The organism is Acinetobacter sp. 129952 (genome assembly GCF_056642055.1).
Window position 1 is genome coordinate 135,236 of the sequence record NZ_JBWVSU010000001.1, and the last position, 20,284, is coordinate 155,519.

Genomic DNA, 20,284 nt, shown 5'->3' on the forward strand with positions numbered 1-20,284 from the left:
AATCATCATTTAAATAAATCAATGTTCAGTATTGTAAGTTTAAGTGAAATCATGAGCTTAATTTTTATGAAGACGCTTATCTTGTTCTTAAAAGTATTGGCAAATGCCGACTATGCTGCTTGAATATTTAAGAGCTTGATCTGATATTTTTATATTTGATATTTAGTTCAGTGGAGGCTGAAATACTTATGAAATAAAAAAAAATTACATTTCAATAGCGTAATAAAAAAAGCCCATTCTTAGAATGAGCTTTTAGAATCTTGGTAGGTATAAGCAGACTCGAACTGCTGACCTCTACGATGTCAACGTAGCGCTCTAACCAACTGAGCTATACACCTAGAATGCTTGGCATATTATAAATTTTTCCGACCGAAAACAAGCCTTTTCATTTAGTTTTTAAAACGTCCGCGCAAGTTTTAAGCAAATCCTTGAATTTTTTCACTTCTTGCTCAGTTGTTGAGATTCCCGAGTACAGATTTTTTTCAAAGATTTGGATAGCTTGAATAAATGCTGTCTGGTTTTCAACCTGAGTCTGTTGGGATAAACGCTGCATCCAGTGATGAAAAGTTTCAGCGGGCTGTTTTTTGAGATCGTCAGCTAAAGATTGATTCAGTTGTTGAATCGCACGATCAAATGGAGGTTGCGCCTGTCGGGCTTTTAGATAAATTCTGAAGATATAGGCCAAAATCAATAGTGCAATACTGCCCAGTAAAATTATGACACTCGAATAAACTGAACCGAGTCCTAATTTTGATAACCAGCTCTGTTGTGATTCTGCATTATAACCCACCACCTTACTTTGCCATTGGTAGCTGGCATAATCGCTCCAAACACGTAGTTTGGTGATCCATAGATTATGTTGCGAGTTCCAGGTCGACTGATTTGCCGATCCCCATGCATCCTGCGAAAGCAGATTTTGCATGCCATCATCTATGCGCTGTGGAGCAATCATAGCGGTTGGATCAAAGCGCTGCCATTTCTGATCAATCCAGACCTCTGTCCAGGCATGCGCATCGAGCTGCCGGACTTCCCAGCTCATGCGATCTGGTGCCAACTCCCCCCCCTGATAGCCGGTGACCACCCGTGCAGGAATCCCGACATAACGCATCAACATCACGAAACTCGAGGCATAGTGTTCACAAAAGCCTTGCCGGGAATTAAACAGGAACTCATCAATCCGGTTTTGTCCTAATTGGCCCGGCTTTAAGGTATAAACAAAATTATTCTGCTGATACCAGTTCAAGACTTTCTGTACATAACGCCGAGGATCTTCCGCACTTTGCGTATAGAGACGTTGTGCTAATTGTTGCGCTCGCGGGTCAAGTCGGCGCTGCACCTGAGTATTCGTTCGCTCGATATATTGCGTTGGCAAAGCCTGAGGGTCATATCCCGTTCCGATCCATTGTAACGAAATCGGTTCAACACGTTGCGTGAGCCGTCTCGGCACAATGCTCCAATCCTGACGGTTATAATAACGGCGTTCCACAGGTATCGATTTTTCCAACCCCATGATCCAGAACACCGAAGGATCCGCAGCCAGATATTGGTAGTTCCAGCCTGTAGGTACGGGTGAAGTATCCATCGGTTGTCGCATTAAAGGCTGCTGATTGACGAAACTGCTGGTCCAGCGTTGCCCATCATATTCATCTAGCACCAAGGCTCGCCAATAGAGTTCTGAGCGTGGCGGAAGCTTGCTGATATCACCAATAATCCGGAAAGCAAGGGCACTGGATTGGGATAATTCAGCAATATCCCCAGGTGACATACTATCGCCAATGCCGGTCACACCCTTATTTTCAGGAATGGGAATATGCCAAAGTGGTGGCAAGCGCGGAAAGAAAATAAACAGCAAGATAAAAAATGGAACAGCGTACAAGATAAACTTGCCCACATGTTTGGCATCCTGTTGCAATGCTGCGCGCTGAGTGATCTGCTCCTGCTCAAAATCGCTAGTCTGAATCCGGTACAAACCAATCAGACAGCTGATTAAACACAGCACGATCACAATCGCCATCCCAAAAGATTGGCTATATAGGAATGAGCTGGCAGCAACAAACAGGGCAAAATTAAACAGAATAATCAGGTCACGTTTATTTTTACTTTCCAGTGATTTAGCAAATAAAAAAGTAGATAAAACTGCTACCCCAGCCTCAACACCAATAAAACTATGATGGCTCAAATAAATACTGCCGAGTGCCAAAGCCGTCAGTAGAAAAGTGCCCGTTTTGGGAAATGGCTGCTGACGTTTCAGGAAAATCCAGATACATACAATACTAATCGCAAAAATAATACTGAGTAGAACCGGAATAAATGCCATCTGGGCGATGAGAATCAGGCCCAAAGTCAGCACAATCGAGGTACGGATTTTTGCATTGATCATGAATTTACCCGCCTTAGGCCTGCGCCAACAATTGTTTGGCTTTCCGCAGTTGTTCTTCACCTGCGCCCTGAGGCAATTCGGCCTGTGGCAAATGCAGACTATACGCACATTGCTGCTGCTCGCACTGCTCGACCAGACCCATCACAAATTCAAGTTTTTCTTCATGTGACTGACTCGGCATATGTGCATAATGAATCTCGATACTGTGTTCATCCTCATATTGCTCAAAGACTTTGACATACAGGCCTTGTCCACGCGCAAACTGCTTCCAGGACACCGCCTGCAAGGAATCACCTGACTGGTAATTGCGCAATTCAAGGAACTCATCCATATCCGGTTCAAAACGGTTGAAATGATATTTATTTTCTGTGCTAAAAACCTCAGCTTTAGGCGCGATCCAAGCCGAATGCTGATGATAAAGATAGGTCCAGGCTCGAACTAAACCAAAGGGATAAACCGAATAAATCTGAATCACCGGGTAATCAAACTTGCCACGTTGCTCTGCATAAAATGGCAGAATAAATTGCTGCTTTGCTGCATTCAGATAAACTTTCGCTAGCTGATTCCCTGCTTTGATATACAAATAACGGGGGCGAAGTTGCTGTTGTTGAAAATAAAGATGCAGATTCAGGCTATGACCGACCTGCCCCACATCATCTGCGATCAACTCAATTTTCAGGTCATGCAATTGCTTAAAAGTCAGATAAAAACTGATACACAGCACCGCACTGATTAAAAAGCAGAAACCTAAAATCAGGTTATTGGCATAGTTCACCCCAGCCACAAAGGTGATGAAGATCAAGACCAGATACAGATAGCCCTGTTGATAAATAAATACCAAGACATCTTTCTGCGAGAGCTGTTTCTGCTGTGAAAATTGAAAGCGTTTGGCCAGCCATTTTTGCCAGGTTTTATCCAAGAGAGGACTCCTTTAGCTGACCGCAACCTGTTGTATGACATTAAAAGTTTCAGCTTCACTCAACCCCAGACGATGCGAAGTCACCGCGACAAATACAGCCTGCACATCATCTGGTGTGACAAAAGCACGTTGCTGAATCAAAGCATACGCTTGTGCTGCGCGCTTCAAGGCCAGAAGGCCACGCGTAGAAAGTCCATGACGGCTTTTACGGGTTTCTTCTGCCAGATCAAGCAAATATTCCTGAATCGCTTCACTGATAAATATCTGATGCGTCAGACTTTGCAGATCCAGAATTTCATCTTCGGTAAAAATATGCGCCAGACTTGCAATCAGGGCAAAACGGGATTCCTGCTGTAATAACAGTTTTTCTGCATGGCGTGATGGATACCCCAAAGATAAACGCATCAGGAAACGGTCTAGCTGGGATTCCGGCAAAGCGTAAGTACCACTTTGGAATAGCGGGTTTTGTGTCGCAATCACCCAGAAAGGTTTCGGTAAGGCATAGCGTACGCCATCAATGGTGGCATAGCCTTCTTCCATGGCTTCGAGTAAGGCACTTTGGGTTTTGGGACTACAACGGTTGATTTCATCTGCCAGTAAAATCTGAGTAAAAATCGGGCCTTGTTTAAACTCGAACTGATGTTCTTTCTGGTTAAACATGTTAATGCCGATGACATCACTGGCCAGCATGTCATTGGTAAATTGGATGCGCTGGAACTTCAATCCTGCTAGATGTGCCAGACTGCTGGCTAATGTGGTTTTACCCAACCCGGGTAAATCCTCAAATAAGACATGTCCGCCTGCAATCAGACAACAGAGTGCCAGTGTGGTCTGGGCCTGCTTATCCAACACAATGGCATTAACTTCTTCAAAAAAACGCTGGATCTTGGGTGCATAACTTGCAATCTTTTGTTCAAGCACTGTATCGATGTGTGCAATGTCGTTATTTTCCTTTTGTTTCATGCCCCAGATCACAATAAATTCCTTAATAAAACATGGCCTAAGATTAACATACACTGAAATTTAAATTTTCCCAAAAGATCAATTATCTGTCTGTGTAACTAAGTGAAAAATAGTTATTAGAAAATGACGAGGATTCAAATAATAGAAGAGTCAAAATGATCAGGTTGAAAAGAAGTAAGAAGCGCAGAAAACAAATAAAATGATCGACACAAATAGCGATCATTTTTCTTTTCGCGCCAATGTCAAAATATCGACATACGCTTATTTATCTATTTGAAAAGAATCATACTTAAAAGGTATAGAGACTTAAGTGATTCCCTGGATTTTTATAAAAATTTTCTCGGTTAGCTCAATCAATGACATCAGATTTAACCGAATCGTCTATTTCCCTAGCAGTTTTAAACAATAAAAAAGCGCCCCGAAAGGCGCTTATTATGACTTAACAATTAACACGGACACTTCTTCATATCACCGCCCGCAGATGGATACCGGGAATCCACACAGTGACGATAAAATGTTTTCGGGTCCATGGCTTCCAGATCGGGATGATGCTTGCGCATATGCTCCACATAGGTCTGGTAATCAGGTACACCGACCATCAGACGGAAACTTTGCTGCAAACGTTGCCACAAGGTCGCAATCCGCGACCAGTTTTTCGGATTCAGTATTAAATCCTTTTGTGACATTACGGTCATCTTGATGATTTTATAAATCATCGTTTTCCCGCTTTTGGCAAACTTCAGATTCATAATATTCCCCTTAATGACCTTTCGCTGGCTGAATCTCTTCAGGATCGCGATAAATCGCTTCTGCTTCATGTACAGATGGCTCAGGATTTGCCAATGCACGACGGATCACGCGAATTGCAGCAAACAACATGACAAAGGCTACAATCATAAAAAAAGCACAGAGTGCAGCATTAATCTGGTTCGACATCGCTACCGTCTGCATTTCTGCCACAGTTTTCGCTGGCGCTAGGATTTCATTATTGGCAATCGCCGTGTTGAAACGATCTGCCTGCGCCAAGAAACCAATCTTTGGATTTTCGTGGAAAATCTTTTGCCAGCCTGCTGTCATGGAAGTGATGAACAGGAACACTGTCGGGATAATTGTCACCCACACATATTTCTGTTTTTTCATCTTGAACAGAATGACAGTACCAAGAATGAGCGCCATCGCAGCCAAAATCTGGTTACCAATACCAAACAGCGGCCATAAACTGTTAATCCCGCCGAGTGGATCGACTACGCCCTGATAGACGAAGAAGCCCCAGCCTGCCACTGCAACCGCAGTACCCAACAGGTTTCCGAAGAAATTATGTGATTGTTTTACTGCTGGAATCACAATACCGACAGTATCCTGCACCATGAAACGACAGGCACGCGTACCCGCATCTACAGCAGTCAGGATGAATAGTGCTTCAAACAAAATCGCAAAGTGATACCAGAACGCCATCATTTCACGACTGTTGAAAATTTCAGTGATGATATGTGCCATACCAATTGCAAAGGTAGGCGCACCACCAGTACGTGACAAAATCGAGTTTTCACCGACTTCTTGTGCCAGTAAGGTCAAGGCTTCAGGCGTTACCACAAAACCAAGGGTTCGTACTGCTTCTGCTGCACTTTCGGCTGTAGTACCGAGTAATGCGGCTGGTGAGTTAATGGCAAAGTAAATTCCTGGATCCAGAATTGCAGCACAGATCAAAGCCATGATCGCTACAAAAGATTCCATCAACATACCGCCATAACCGATCATACGGATATCGCGTTCGTTGTTGACCAGTTTCGGTGTCGTCCCTGAAGAAACCAAGGCATGGAAACCGGAAATCGCACCACACGCAATAGTAATGAACAGGAATGGGAACATAGAACCTGCGAATACAGGACCAGTCCCATCAATGAATTTGGTAATCGCTGGCAGTTTCATTTCAGGCATGGCAAACAGGATACCCACGGCCAAACCTGCAATCACGCCAATTTTCAGGAAGGTCGACAGATAATCACGTGGAGCAAGCAATAGCCAGACTGGCAGTACCGATGCAATGAAACCATAAATGATCAGTGCCCAAGTCAGCTCAGTGCCAGAAAGCGTAAAGAACGGACCCCAATATGGATGTTGTGCGATGTTTTCACCGTAGATAATGCCCAGCATCATCAACACAAAACCGATAATCGAGACCTCAGCAATTTTACCCGGACGGATAAAACGCATATAGATGCCCATAAAGATCGCAATCGGAATGGTGGCTGCAATACTGAATACACCCCATGGACTGTTGGTCAGGGCCTTCACCACCACCAGTGCCAATACCGCCAGAATGATGATCATCACGCCCAAGGCACCGAGCATCACGATAATACCGGCAAAAGTACCCAGTTCCTGTTTTGCCATTTCCCCCAGTGAACGACCGTCACGACGGGTGGAAATAAACAGCACCAGGAAGTCTTGTACCGCACCGGCAAGCACCACACCGACTAACAGCCAGATCGTACCGGGTAAATAGCCCATTTGTGCTGCCAAGATCGGACCGACTAAAGGACCTGCACCGGCAATCGCTGCAAAGTGATGGCCAAACAGAACGCTTTTGTTGGTCGGCACATAGTCCAGACCATCGGCCAGACGATGCGCAGGCGTTAAACGGCGTTCATTCAGCTCAAATACTTTGGTGGCGATAAACAAACTGTAGAAACGGTAAGCAATGCTATAGACACAGGCGGCGGCAAGCACCAGCCAGACTGCATTGACATGCTCACCCCGACTCAGTGCTAGAACTCCAAAAGAGACTGCACCCACAATGGCTACCAAAAGCCAAATCATTTTCGAAGTCAGCGTCGACTTCTTTTGTAAAGTTTCCATTCAATCCCTCATATTGTGATGCATACAAATCAGCGTGATTGTTGTTGTTCGAGGTACTGCTGTTTTCCCTTGCGACTTTACGCCTGTTCTTTCGCTTTTCCTCTAAGACTTTGGCATAAAAAAAGGGATGATTTAAATCATCCCTCTCGATAATAGTCTATTTTCAAACCATTATGCACGTTCTAAATAATCACCAGTACGGGTATCTACACGAACGCTTTCTTCTTGCTGTACGAATAATGGAACACGTACCACAGCACCTGTTTCAAGTTTCGCCGGCTTACCACCACCGCCAGAAGTATCACCACGAACACCTGGATCAGTTTCAACGATTTTCAATACCACGAAGTTTGGTGGGCTCACACTAAGAGGCACGCCATTCCATAACATGATGGTACATTTTTCGTTAGAATCGTCTTTTAACCATTTTGCAGCATCGCTCATTGCTGTTTTATCAGCTGCGATCTGTTCAAAGGTAACAGGATCCATGAAGTTCCACATTTCGCCATCGTTGTACAAGTATTCCATTTCTACTTCAACGATATCAGCAGCTTCTAGTGAGTCACCAGATTTAAATGTTTTTTCTAACACTTTGCCTGATTTAAGGTTACGTAATTTTACGCGGTTAAAAGCTTGGCCTTTACCTGGTTTTACGTATTCATTTTCCATGATTGAACATGGGTTGCCATCAAGCATAACCTTAAGGCCTGACTTGAAATCATTCGTAGAATAATAGGCCATGACTGGCGCACTCCAAACTTACTAACTTTAATCTATAGATGCTATGGGCTGTTGCGATGTCATTTAGCAAGTCTGACACGAACATTGAGTTGCCACATGCACATTCATTTGATGTTGCGTATTCTAAATGAGCAATACACTTTGCCGCAATGAAAAAATCCGCTTTCACCCGCTCAGGCTGTTTAAGTTACAATCAGAAATGAAAATCCTTTGTTTATTCATGTCTTGCTCAACGTTAAAATACCATCAGGCGAGCACCAAGATCAGCATAGCTGAATCGCTCTTTATTTTACAGCGCAGTGGATTATTGCGCTTCGGCACAAACTGTTAAACTGCGCCCATCAGGCTTTGTCCTCTCACTTATTGTTGTTAATCTTCCAGCATGACAGACTATTTATATCAAGAACAAAACTGGCAATCACAGCTCAGCGACCTGATCACTGATCCCCGCGAACTGCTTGAAGTACTGCAACTTGCACCAGAGCAACTGCTCTCAGGTGCCATTTTAGCTTCTGAACAGTTTAAGTTGCGTGTGCCGCGTGCTTTTGTGGGCAAAATGCAGGTCGGAAATCCTTTAGATCCGCTTCTTTTACAAGTGCTACCCCATCACTTGGAACTGGAAGAACATCCGGGATTTGTTACCGACCCCTTGGGCGAAGAACAAGCCAATCAGCAACCCGGCGTACTGCATAAATATAAATCCCGTTTCCTGTTGACCTTGACTGGTGCCTGTGCAGTGCATTGCCGTTATTGTTTCCGCCGACATTTCCCCTATCAGGAAAATCTGCCTAAAAACGAAGACTGGATAAATATCAAGCAATATCTGGAAAGCCAGCCTGATATTAATGAAGTAATTCTGAGCGGCGGTGATCCATTAACCTTATCGAACCGGAAATTAAAAACCTGGATTGAACGACTAGAATCAGTACCACATCTCAAATTCTTAAGAATACATTCACGAGTTCCTATTGTGATCCCCAACCGAGTCGACGAAGAGCTACTTAGCATGTTAAAAAACAGTAGGCTACGTATTATTCTGGTGGTACACTCAAACCATGCATCGGAGCTGGATGACTTCACTTGCAAGCGTTTAAACCAACTGGTTCAACAGCAGATCACCGTTCTGAATCAGGCGGTCTTATTAAACGGGGTGAATGATTCTGCTCAGGTTTTAGTGGATTTAAGCTATCGCTTGTTTGATGCCGGGGTCATGCCTTATTATTTACATGTACTTGATAAAGTAAAAGGTGCGCATCATTTTGATTTGGTGCCTGACCATATTAATGAGATTTATACAGAAGTTTTAGCGAACCTTCCGGGGTATTTGGTTCCTAAACTGGTTCGAGAAATAGCGGGCGAGAAGAATAAGACACCGCTTTTTGGGGTTTCAACATTTTTGAGTTAAATAATAAAGATGAGCACGCATACTTCAGACATTTTTCAGACACCGACGGAACTTAAACGAGAGCAGTTGAGCTTTTGCCCAACCACTGCCAAGGCTTTGCAGGAATGGGTTGCGGGGATTTCGATTCTACAGCTGGGGAATTCATCCAAATCCCTGTTTAATGCCTTATTGGAAGTTTCCGAGCTGAAATGTACAGAAACCCTGCGCTTTGACCTGATTCAGGTCTTGCATCCCACCCTTGAAAATGTCCTGACCAGTCTGGAAAAGCATTTCGTCAATCAGGGCCTGATCACTTCCGACCGGAATGACCAGATTATTGAGCTGGCTATGCTGCTGCGCAGTCATTTTGCCAAAATTTATATCGATATCGTCAAACGCTGTAATCATCAGCTGACCCATCAGAAGTTTTCGCTATTTTCTCTAGGCAAAAAGAAGAGCATTCAAACTGCCCGGATGGTGTCGATTTATTATGCCCTGCAACAACTCACCCTTCTGTTATATCAACAGCATATGCTGTATAGCACGCCAGGTCTGGGACAATGGCTGGCTGCCCATCAACTGCTTGAATGTGCCATAGACAACAATTTCTATCAAAGTAATATCAATCAGGTATTAGGCACCCAGCATGAAATCCAAAATATTGCACATGCCTATGCACAGCTGATTTTACTGGATATCTTCAATACTCATCAGATCCGGCCTGCAGAAATTCAGGGCCTGTATCTATGCAGTTTTGACTGGGCCAAACTGGTGCAGATCTTGCCGAAGGAAACCACGCTGTCCCGTTATGTGGTCGATGCCAGCAAAGATCATCCACCGATCTTTAATACCCATCAAGAGCCACAGTTTCAGCCGAGCTTCTATATTTCCACCCAGAACCTGATGGATCATTTAACGGGTACTCAAAGCAAAAATGCGCAGTATCTGTCGCGGAATGAAAAACTGTTCCTGACCCCTGCACTGCATTTTCATATCTACAATCTGCTCTCGAACAATGTCGAGCGTCGTCATGAACGTTATGAATATTCAGCACAGATCAATATCTGCTTTGGCTTGAGCGTGGCGCATTTTTACCTGTCTAAAGGTAAAAACTTCAATGAAACCCTGGAACTCGATGCCAATTATAATTTCCAGAGCGAAAGCAGTTTTGTCAGCTCGATGGAAAATACGATTCCAAGTGCCTTTAGCAGTATCAAGGCGCTCGATCGCGAAACGAAACAGATTCATAGCGCTGAAGTTCTGGATATTAGTGTCAATGGTTACCGGATTAAATGGACTGGTATTACACCTGCCAATTTAAAAACTGGTGAATTTATTCTGGTTCAGGAAAAAACCCAGAGCCAGTGGCGTGGCGGTGTGATTCGCTGGATCAAGCAGTCAACGGATAAGAGCCTAGAAATCGGGCTGGAAATTTTGGCACAAGAGCTCTTTCCTTGTGCAGCTTATACCCGTACCGAACGTCATCATGTCAACTATCAGCCTGCCCTGTTGGTGAAAATGACGCAACTGGATCAGGTCTCGACCAGCCTGATTGTCTCTGGTTCACAGATGTTTAGGGAAAAACAAACCATTCATTTACGTCTCGGTCAGGAAGAACTCAAAATCTATCTGACCAAAGCACAACTGATTACGCAGAGTTTCATCCGTTTTGATTATGAATTATTGAATGATCAGGAAGAAGAGATGATCGAAAACTTTATCGATCAGCACATGAATGAAAGCAGAAATCATGATTTATGGGAAGCATTGAAGTGAGAAATCCATTATTGTCTAAAAAGTTAAAACGTACTGAAACACGTTTACTGATTATTGATGATAATCAAATTAGATATAACCAAATCCGTGATCTGCTGACCAGTAATGATTATCAGGTGGATGCTGTCCTGCTGGATGATCTGCAATCTTTTGAAAAACAATTAAATTTCAACTGGGATCTGATTATTTTTGGACGTGCCTACGACCTGAAATATGAACAGGCCTTAAGTTTGGTGCGCCTTTCGCAGCAACCTAATCTGCCGATGATTTTGCTTAAACCGGATGATTACCAGGCTGAACAATATGCGCAATATATCCGTAAAGGGGTATATGACATTCTCAATTTTGACTACCTGGAACGCTTTTATGTGGGACTGGTCCGAGCATTGTCATTTAGCCGTTTGTCACAGTCTCAGCAACATTTAATGACTGAGCTGGAAACAGCACAAATTCAGGCACAATCTTTAGTAGACGACAGCAACCGTGCTGTTGCCACCATTCAGGAAGGGATTCATATTCAGGCCAATGCGGACTACCTGAAACTGTTTGGCTTGCAAAATGAAGATGAGATTATTGGCCTACCGCTTCTGGATCTGCTCCAGCCTTCAGATTTGAATGATTTTAAAACGCGTTTCAAAAAGATTTCTCAGGGTCAATTTGATTTAGGTCGAGTCGAGATTCAGTCTCTGAATCCGCATGTGTCCGCATCTAACCCATTAAAATTGGAATTCTTGCCTTCAACTGCTGAAGAAGATGCAGTGCAAATTAGCATTGATACCCAATCTAAAACAGTTTCTTCTGAGAAGACTCCTGGAAAACCAAGCGTTTTTCAGTCACTTAAACGTGAACTGAACAAGCAGTCTGCACCAGTGAATGCCTTGGTCACTTTCTCTTTAAGTGCATATGATCCGGAAGTTCTACAGTCTGACTGGACCACTTTTAATGGGTACTTTGATGCAGTCAAAGAATTCCTCAAGGAACAGACCCATATTCCCCTGTTTAAACTGGAATATGATGTCGTTGTCGGTCTGTTCCAGGCAGACTCTAAAGCAATTCTTGAATCCAAACTGATCAGTTTAAATGCCTTAAGCAAACCGCAACTCATTACAGTGGGACAAAAGTCATTCCCTCTAAATTTGCGCTTAGGCTATGTCACGCTTGAACAGGGTTTACAGGATGAAATGCACTGCAATACGCTGATTGGACAAGCATTCTCGACATCTTTACCTCAAGCAGAAGCTGTACCTGAATTTAAACTCGACATTCCAGCCTCACTGAGCAGTCCAAGCTCTTTAGATATGCCGAGTATAGACTTCAGTGTTGCTGAAACACCAGTTACCAGCTCAACAGTTGCAGCTGTCAGTCCAGCAGTCACCTCTATTCCTAACGCTACACCTTCTATTTTGAAAGCCTTAAGTGAATGTCTAGAACGTGGCGAGATCCATTTAAAGTATCAGCAACTCTATGATAAAGAAGATACGCGTTTATATACCTATGAAGTGACCAGTGGCTTTATTTTTGAGAATAAATGGCAGGATATCTCTAGCCTTTTAGAACTTCATGAAGATGATGAACTGTCCATTAAACTGGATCGCTGGATTCTGGTTGAGGCCAGTAAACAGCTACACAACTTTATTACCCAGTATCCTGATGCAAGCTTAATTGTCAATTTGAACCGTGCCGTGCTATTTAAAGACCGCACCTTCCCGGAATTTATTTCCAAGCTGATTACGATTATTCGCAGCAAAGTGAAGCACCCGCTAATCTTGCAATTCTCAGAAGAAGATATTTTACTGAATCAGCAAGATGCACAAAAATATCTACGAGTGCTGTATGAACATGGTGCGCTGATTGCACTTCGTGATTTTGGTCAATCAATGTACAGTCCAAATTTACTGCGCGAACTGGAACTGGATGGTGTTAGCTTACATTCGAGCTTAACCAATATGCTTAATAAAGACACCGAGATTGAGCAGTTACAGGAAAAAATCACCAGTTACAACGAAATTAAGCCACTCAATATCCTGATTCGTGAATTAAATGATATGACACTTTTCGCGAATGCCTGGAACGTGGATGCCCGCTTTATTCAGGGGAATTATTTCCAGAAAAAACTCGATCATTTGATTGATGTACAAGATCACTAAGATCTTGTACAAGCCTGCGCATTTAGGAAATCGAATGATAATTTTTTAAATTGCAGGCACAAAAAAAACGGGCTTAAAGCCCGTTTTTTCATTTTGGGTATTAACGTTTAACAGAACGTGACATACCAGCAAAACGTTGTTTGAACTTGTCGATACGACCGCCAGTGTCAACGTTCTTTTGCTTACCAGTGTAGAATGGGTGGCAAGCTGAACATACGTCTAGATAAAGAGTTTCTTTACCAAGAGCTGAACGAGTTTCGATTACGTTACCACATGAACAAGTAGCAACTAAAGTTTCATATTTTGGGTGAATATCGGCGCGCATCGTCGATTACTCCATTAGATTCAAGAAGGTTTAGCTGTCATCGCTATTGATCACTCTCAAATGAGGAAGCAGGAACATCGTTCATGCAGATCAACACCACAACAGACCATTCTTTTGGCCCACCGAGACGGATACCGTCAGAGCTAAGCACAACAAGTGGGCGTCATTATACGTGAAACGAATTCAATATGCGAATTATTCTTCAGCTTCTGATCCAGCCTCTTTGGCCCACAGATTGGCAATAATCCCGCAGACCATCAACTGAATCTGATGGAAAATCATGATCGGCAGGACAATCATGCCCAGCGGCTGGCCAATAAATAAAATTTGCGCCATCGGTACTCCACTGGCCAGGGTTTTTTTAGAACCACAAAAGAATGCCGTTTTCTGGTCAGCGCGGCTGAAGCCCAGCCAGCGTGGAATATAAAGTGATAATAACATCACAATGGTGAGTAACACCGAGCAAGCCAGCAATAGCAGCAACAAGGTACTCAGGCTCACTTCATTCCACAGACCAGCCACTACGGCGCTACTAAAAGCGCCATACACCACCAGTAAAATCGAGCCTTGATCGAAGACCTTGACGATTTTTGGCATTTTCATCATTTGTGGATAGATCCATGGACGCAGAATCTGTCCTAAAATAAACGGCACCAAGAGCAGCAGTGTAATCTGGATAATCGATGAAGTCGGATCAAAACCATGATCAGATTGACCGAGAATAAAAAATGCCACCAATAATGGGGTAATAAACATACCGATCAAATTGGAAAAAGAGGCGCTACATACCGCCCCGGCGACATTGCCATGAGCCACCGAAGTAAATGCGATCGAGGACTGCACAGTGGATGGCAGGAAACACATAAACAGGAAACCCCAATATAGTTCCTGTCCGAGCATCGGTAATAAAATCGGCTTGGCCAAAAGTCCGAGAATTGGAAACAAAGCAAAAGTTAGCGCAAAAACCAAAGTATGCAATTTCCAGTGCATAATGCCTTGCAGCACAGCTTCACGAGACAGTTTGGCGCCGTGCAGGAAAAACAGGATGGCGATCGCTCCTGTCGTCACCCAGCCAAAGACTTCAGCCGCCTGCCCCGAAACTGGCAACACACTGGCTAGCAAAACCATCACAAACAACAGTATCGTAAACCGATCCAATGCCAAGAACTTAAGCATATCCCTATAATCCCTCAGATTTTATTGTTTGATATAAAAATGCCCGGCTATCTTAACAGATGCCGGGCCCATGCTATGCACTCAGATTGATGTAATATTTTCATCTATACATGAATGCATTTCATATATCTCGCTACATCACACTTAGTTATTACGTGCATTGTTGTCTTGCTGGATCAGCTCGATCTTGTAGCCATCTGGATCTTCTACAAATGCAATTACAGTCACGCCACCTTTCATCGGACCGGCTTCACGCACCACATTACCGCCACGCGCTTTAATCTCTTCGCAAGCCTTGTAAGCATCATCAACTGCAATCGCGATATGACCATAAGCATTGCCCAGTTCATAGCTGTCTGTATCCCAGTTATGCGTCAATTCCAGTACGGTGTGATTTTCTTCATCGCCATAACCGACAAAAGCCAAGGTAAAACGGCCCTCTTCGTAATCACGCTTACGAAGCAAAGTCATGCCAAGTACTTCAGTATAGAACTTGAGAGATTGTTCTAAATTGCCTACACGTAACATGGTATGCAGCATGCGCATATTAATCATCCTTCTGTACAGATTGTTGTTGGTGTTCACCGAGCAGTTTTGCGACCCAAACCACCAGAATCAGGATCGGAATCCCGATTAGAGTAGTCATCAGGAAGAAATTCGGATAACCGATATTGGTGACTATAGTACCCGAATATCCGCCTAAAATCTTAGGGGTCAAAGTCATGAGTGAGCTAAAAATCGCATATTGAACAGCGGTAAAAGACACACTGGTCAAGCTCGACAAGAATGCAATAAACGCAGCACCAGCCAGCCCAGCAGCCAGATTGTCGACAATAATAGCAAAATAAAGCCACTTGTCGCTATAAGGTTTAATTACCTTACCACTGACTTCGACTGTATCTGAACTGCTGCCATCTACGACCGCTAAAGGCTGAATATCGAGATCTAGATTCTGGGTACTGGCCAAGTGATCATTGACCTGATAAACATGTATGGTTTGCTGTAGTGCTTGACCATCTTGCATCAGGACGGCACTGATAATATGTGCAGGTGACTGAATCAGTTGTTGTGCAGGAATCGCTGCAGTAAATACGCCTTCACTTTCGAGTTTTGCCTCAATATTCTGATCATTGATTTGCAAAACAATTATTTGATTCTCTTGTAGTGCTTCCCCTACATACTGGCCGCGCACCACAATGGTCTTCTCCTGTTCAGCTACAGTGATGGTATTGTCACTGGTGATCGGCAGGATCTGTAACTGGGTGCTGCCCTGTTGTGCGGTCAAATATGGCATATTGACCTGCACAGGCGCTTGATTGGTATTATCTGTATTAAGATAAGCGGCTGAGACTTGCAACTGTTTACTCTGCGCCAGCACTGCACTCGGTACATCTAGCTTCCAGTAACCCACTTCATCGGTCTCTGCCTGATAAACCTGATTACCGGCTTTAACTTCCACAGCTGCCAGTTTTTCACCAGACTTGACCAGGCCGATAAAAATCAGGTTGGTAGAACAGGCCAGTACGGCACCGACAAACATCAGTTTCATGATGTTCATCTTCTGGGCCAAGAGCCCGCCAAGGAAACCACCGACTAAAGAGAAAATCACCCCATAGACTTTAACGGCCTCGGCAATCTGTTCTTTACTGAAATTCAGGTCCTGATAGAACACATTGGAAATGACGCCGGCAATAATATCGGAAACCCGATAAAAACCGATCAGCAATAACAACACCAATGCCAGTTTCAAGCCATAACGTTTAAAGAAATCTGCAACCGGATTGACCCAGGTTTCATAGGCCATTTGCTTGTTAACCGCACCCATTTTTACCAAGCTTGCACCAATCGCAAAGGCCACTGCACCCGAGCCAACAAAGCGCAAAGCTTCAAAACAGAACAAGGCAAAGGTATCTTGAATGGCGAATTGTTCGGTGATGCTGGCCACCAGATTGCCCGAATAGATATAGCTCAAGACAAAACTGATCACCGCCACAAAAAATACGGCGACTAAACGGAAATAATCACTGCGCACATAGTGTTTTCGCACACGGTCAACCTGCGGCTCCCGAATGGACAGTGTGGTGATAATACCGACCAGCATGACAGCAGCCATCGCCAGATAGGTCCATTTCCAGGCATCATAGATATAGTTGCCTTTCGCAGTTCCCAAATAGGCCGCCAGAAACAAGGCACCAGCACCGGCCACAATCATCCCGATCCGGTAACCTGCATTATAGGTGGAAGCCAATACGGTCTGCATCTGGGTTTCCGCCAGCTCAATCCGGTAGGCATCAATCACAATATCCTGCGTTGCTGCGGAGAAACCAAGCAGGACTGCACCGAGCGCCATTTGCTGTAAATGTGTGGCACCCAAAGCCGGATCAGAAAAGGCCATAATGGAAATGGCACAGACAATCAGAATCTGCGCAATCAGCAACCAGGCACGACGACGTCCCAGAGCCTTGGTCAGAAATGGGACAGGAAGTTCATCAATGAGCGGTGCCCAGACGAATTTAAATGAATAGCCCAATGCGGCCCAGCTAAAGAAAGTTACTGCACTTTTGCTGATTCCGGCCTCACCTAACCATAAAGACAGACTGGAAAAAATCAGAAGAATCGGCACACCAGCCGAAAATCCCAAGAACAGCATGATCAATGCACGTCGATCTAAAAATGCTGTAAATGCGGATTTCCAACCCGTCGTTTGTGTTGTCATTGCTTTATTATTTTCCGCAGAAAAACCAATTGCTGCTATTCAATCCTGTAATAGCGTATCTTTCAACAAGATTTATATATTTATCACATTTCCGGTTTTTTATTTTCTGGCAAAAGCGACATGTTGGCTTGAATTTTTCAAGTAAATCTGTATACCTTAACTCTCATCAACGTAATATTTCGTTTTGGATTTTCAACAGTGACCCAGAGACTCGATCAAATTAATTCTTCTATTGCCAGCAACACCAGCACAACTCCACAAAAAATCCGCTCAGATTTACTTATCTCTGCATTTGAACAAAGCGAAATTAAAAATACTCTGGACCATACCCGGTTAACATCCACCCAGCTGACGCACATTCCAAACTTAGAAAAAATTCCTGCGTCAACCAAACGGATCAAGCCCCTGAATAACTTTTTGGGCCAAGATCGCGCACGCGCCTCAGTTGAGGCCGGGATTGCCCTGCCTTATTCCGGCTATAACATTTTTGCTGTCGGTACCGCAGGTCTCGGTAAACGCACCATGGTGAAGCGTTTGCTGCAACAGCACGCCAAAACTATGGAAACCCCGAATGACTGGGTGTACGTCAATAACTTTCAGAACCAGCGTCAGCCGATTGCGCTAGAACTGCCCTCAGGTCAGGGCCCAAAATTCCAAGCCATGTTGAATCAAAGCTGGCAAACGATCCTCAAGCAGCTTGAGCGCCGTTTTACTGCAGAGACCTATCACAACCGCATTGAAATGATTCGCCAGGAAACCGGGGATGAGCAGCAGCAGGCACTGATCGAACTGACCAAAGAAGGCGCAGAACTGGATCTGAAGCTAATCTCGCGACATGATGAGCACTGTTTTGTTCCTGTGCATCTGATTGATGACGAATTGCAGGAAATGTCTCAAGAAGATCTGAATGCCTTAAGCAATAAAGATCGTGCCGAACTGGCGTCCAATATGCGCTATATGGACAAGAAACTGGAACGTCTGGGTTTGCATCTGGGTGATCTGGAAGATGATGCACGCGATCGCGTACAGATCCTGAACCGTGATATCGCCAAACAGGTAGTCTTACCGCGAGTTGAACAGATTCTGGCGAAATTCAAACATGTGAAAGGTCTGGAACATTACCTGAAATACTATGCCGAAGACATCATCAACAATGTCGAAATTGTGCTGGAACAGGAAGAAGATGATTTCACTCCGGCACTGTTCAGTCGCGTTCCTGCACGTTATCAGGCCAATGTGATTATCACACACAAGCCGAACAGTGGTGCACCAGTGATCTTTGAAGATTTTCCAACGCATTACAACCTTTTGGGTCATGTGGAACAACTGACTCAAAATGGTACGATTACCACGGACTTTACTTTGATTCGTCCAGGTACCTTGCATAAAGCTAATGGCGGCTTCCTGATGCTGGAAGCGGAACAATTGCTGGAACAGCCGTATGCATGGCAAGGCTTGAAGCGCGCGCTTAAATCGGGGCATTTAAAACTGTCTTCACTTGAGCATATGATCACGCTGACCGGCAGTATTTCGATTGAACCTGCCTCAATTCCCCTGAATATCAAGGTCATCTTGCTGGCTGAGCCTGAAATCTATTATGAAATTTTAGAGCTTGAACCAGAGCTAGGCAGCATCTTTAAAATCCGTGCCGATTTCACCGATACATTACAACGTAATGACAATAACGAGCAGGCTTATATGCAGCTGATTGCCGACTATGTGCAATCGGATAAATTATTGCCTTTTGACCGTTCTGCTTTAGCCGCCTTGCTCACAGATTCCAGCCGTCAAGCCGAAGATCAAAGTTCATTGTCATTACATGCTCTGACGCTGGGCGATCTGATCCGTGAAGCACATCATCATGCCTTCCAGGCCGGTGACAAGATGGTTTCAGAAAAACATATCAACACCGCACTGGATCACCGTAAATATCGTCTCGGCTATTTACGTGAACTGTATTGGCAAGATCTGACTCGTGGTACTCAACTGATCGAAACCCGCGGCCATCGTCTGGGCCAAATCAATGCCTTGTCCGTCATTCATTATGCTGATGTCGAATTTGGTCTGCCTTCACGACTGACTGCTTCGGTGTATCAAGGTGGCGGTGATATTCTGGATATCGAACGCAGTGTGGAACTTGGTGGCTCTTTGCATGCCAAAGGCGTGTTACTGATGTCATCCTTCCTGAAAGCGCATTTTGGTCGTGAACAGACCTTACACTTCTCTGCTGCACTGGCCTTTGAACAAAGTTATGGTCAGGTCGATGGTGACAGTGCCACTGTTGCGGAACTTTCTGCCTTACTGTCGGCCATCAGCCAGTTACCGATTGATCAGTCCTGGGCCATTACCGGTTCCATGAACCAGCTGGGACAAGTACAGCCGGTAGGTGGTGTGAATGCCAAAATTGAAGGTTTCTTTGATGCTTGCAAGTTACAAGGTCTGACCGGAAAACAAGGTGTGATTATCCCGCGTCAAAATATGCAGCATCTGATGCTGCGTAAAGATGTCACCATTGCTGTGGAAGAAGGTCAGTTCCATATTCACGCGATTGATACCATTGATCAGGCGCTGGAAATCCTGATGGCGCGTCCTGTCGGTACCTTGGATAAAAAAGGTCGCTATAGCAAAAATTCAATCTATGCCGCAGTGATGGCACAGCTGGATTATTGGCAAGCGATTGAAGATGGTGCCGAACTGGTCGAAGTACCGAAGAAAAAGAAAAAAAAGAAGAAGAAAGACAAGAAGCAAATCGTCGAGCCACAAACTGAAGTTGAAGCTGATGTTTCGACAGTTGAACAGCCGGATGCAGCGACAGAGGATTAACTCTGACCTTGACCTAAGCAAAAATAGAGACAAAAAAAGCGCTTCTCAATGAAGCGCTTTTTCACATCTGGACTT

14 protein-coding genes and 1 tRNA gene are annotated in these 20,284 nt (G+C 44.2%); 4 read left to right on the top strand and 11 right to left on the bottom strand.

What is annotated here, in order from left to right; translation table 11 throughout:
- Positions 1 to 261 precede the first annotated feature (261 nt).
- The 7 genes from AC1IR0_RS00680 to efp all read right to left on the bottom strand — a co-directional run bounded on the left by AC1IR0_RS00680 (position 262) and on the right by efp (position 7,862).
- Positions 262 to 338 (bottom strand) — tRNA-Val (locus AC1IR0_RS00680).
- A gap of 47 nt (positions 339 to 385) precedes the next feature.
- Positions 386 to 2,380, bottom strand: coding sequence for a transglutaminase TgpA family protein (locus AC1IR0_RS00685; RefSeq protein ID WP_409652891.1), 1,995 nt, complete (start codon positions 2,378 to 2,380; stop codon positions 386 to 388).
- A gap of 13 nt (positions 2,381 to 2,393) precedes the next feature.
- Positions 2,394 to 3,299: a DUF58 domain-containing protein gene (locus tag AC1IR0_RS00690; protein WP_409652889.1), complete on the bottom strand. Its 906-nt coding sequence runs from the start codon at positions 3,297 to 3,299 to the stop codon at positions 2,394 to 2,396.
- A 12-nt stretch (positions 3,300 to 3,311) separates the two neighbouring features.
- Positions 3,312 to 4,274 carry an AAA family ATPase gene (locus tag AC1IR0_RS00695; RefSeq protein ID WP_409652887.1) on the bottom strand — a complete coding sequence of 321 codons (963 nt, stop codon included), beginning with the start codon at positions 4,272 to 4,274 and terminating at the stop codon, positions 3,312 to 3,314.
- 434 nt (positions 4,275 to 4,708) lie between these two features.
- A complete protein-coding gene (locus tag AC1IR0_RS00700; RefSeq protein ID WP_171054308.1) occupies positions 4,709 to 5,014 on the bottom strand; it encodes a YbdD/YjiX family protein in 306 nt (101 codons plus the stop codon).
- 7 nt (positions 5,015 to 5,021) lie between these two features.
- Positions 5,022 to 7,121, bottom strand: a complete 2,100-nt coding sequence (locus AC1IR0_RS00705; RefSeq protein ID WP_005246788.1) for a carbon starvation CstA family protein — start codon at positions 7,119 to 7,121, stop codon at positions 5,022 to 5,024.
- Positions 7,122 to 7,292: 171 nt separating this feature from the next.
- Positions 7,293 to 7,862, bottom strand: a complete 570-nt coding sequence (efp, locus tag AC1IR0_RS00710) for an elongation factor P (protein WP_064095461.1) — start codon at positions 7,860 to 7,862, stop codon at positions 7,293 to 7,295.
- A gap of 382 nt (positions 7,863 to 8,244) precedes the next feature.
- Here efp and epmB point away from each other — a divergent pair, with 382 nt between their 5' ends.
- From epmB to AC1IR0_RS00725, 3 genes are read left to right on the top strand one after another with little or no spacing between them, the layout of a single operon-like run.
- Positions 8,245 to 9,267 (top strand): EF-P beta-lysylation protein EpmB, encoded by a 1,023-nt coding sequence (gene epmB / locus AC1IR0_RS00715; RefSeq protein WP_409652884.1) that lies wholly within the window; start codon positions 8,245 to 8,247, stop codon positions 9,265 to 9,267.
- A gap of 9 nt (positions 9,268 to 9,276) precedes the next feature.
- The gene (locus AC1IR0_RS00720) at positions 9,277 to 11,022 is read left to right on the top strand and encodes a GTPase (protein WP_253100365.1); all 1,746 of its coding nucleotides are present in this window, start codon (positions 9,277 to 9,279) and stop codon (positions 11,020 to 11,022) included.
- Positions 11,004 to 13,169, top strand: a complete 2,166-nt coding sequence (locus AC1IR0_RS00725; RefSeq protein ID WP_222112003.1) for an EAL domain-containing protein — start codon at positions 11,004 to 11,006, stop codon at positions 13,167 to 13,169. The genes AC1IR0_RS00720 and AC1IR0_RS00725 overlap by 19 nt, the downstream gene beginning before the upstream one ends.
- A gap of 100 nt (positions 13,170 to 13,269) precedes the next feature.
- Here the strand turns inward: AC1IR0_RS00725 and rpmE are convergent, their stop codons facing one another.
- The 4 genes from rpmE to AC1IR0_RS00745 form a co-directional block, all read right to left on the bottom strand.
- Entirely contained in the window at positions 13,270 to 13,494 is a 225-nt protein-coding gene (gene rpmE, locus AC1IR0_RS00730) for a 50S ribosomal protein L31 (RefSeq protein WP_004279743.1), read from the bottom strand.
- A gap of 195 nt (positions 13,495 to 13,689) precedes the next feature.
- Positions 13,690 to 14,670, bottom strand: a complete 981-nt coding sequence (locus tag AC1IR0_RS00735; RefSeq protein WP_222112002.1) for a bile acid:sodium symporter family protein — start codon at positions 14,668 to 14,670, stop codon at positions 13,690 to 13,692.
- A 144-nt stretch (positions 14,671 to 14,814) separates the two neighbouring features.
- Positions 14,815 to 15,216 (bottom strand): lactoylglutathione lyase, encoded by a 402-nt coding sequence (gene gloA, locus AC1IR0_RS00740; protein ID WP_004279741.1) that lies wholly within the window; start codon positions 15,214 to 15,216, stop codon positions 14,815 to 14,817.
- 1 nt (position 15,217) lies between these two features.
- A complete protein-coding gene (locus AC1IR0_RS00745; protein WP_409652878.1) occupies positions 15,218 to 17,386 on the bottom strand; it encodes an AmpG family muropeptide MFS transporter in 2,169 nt (722 codons plus the stop codon).
- A gap of 198 nt (positions 17,387 to 17,584) precedes the next feature.
- Here AC1IR0_RS00745 and AC1IR0_RS00750 point away from each other — a divergent pair, with 198 nt between their 5' ends.
- Complete coding sequence (locus AC1IR0_RS00750) at positions 17,585 to 20,209, top strand: Lon protease family protein (RefSeq protein ID WP_409652876.1); 2,625 nt, start codon at positions 17,585 to 17,587, stop codon at positions 20,207 to 20,209.
- Positions 20,210 to 20,284: the final 75 nt, after the last annotated feature.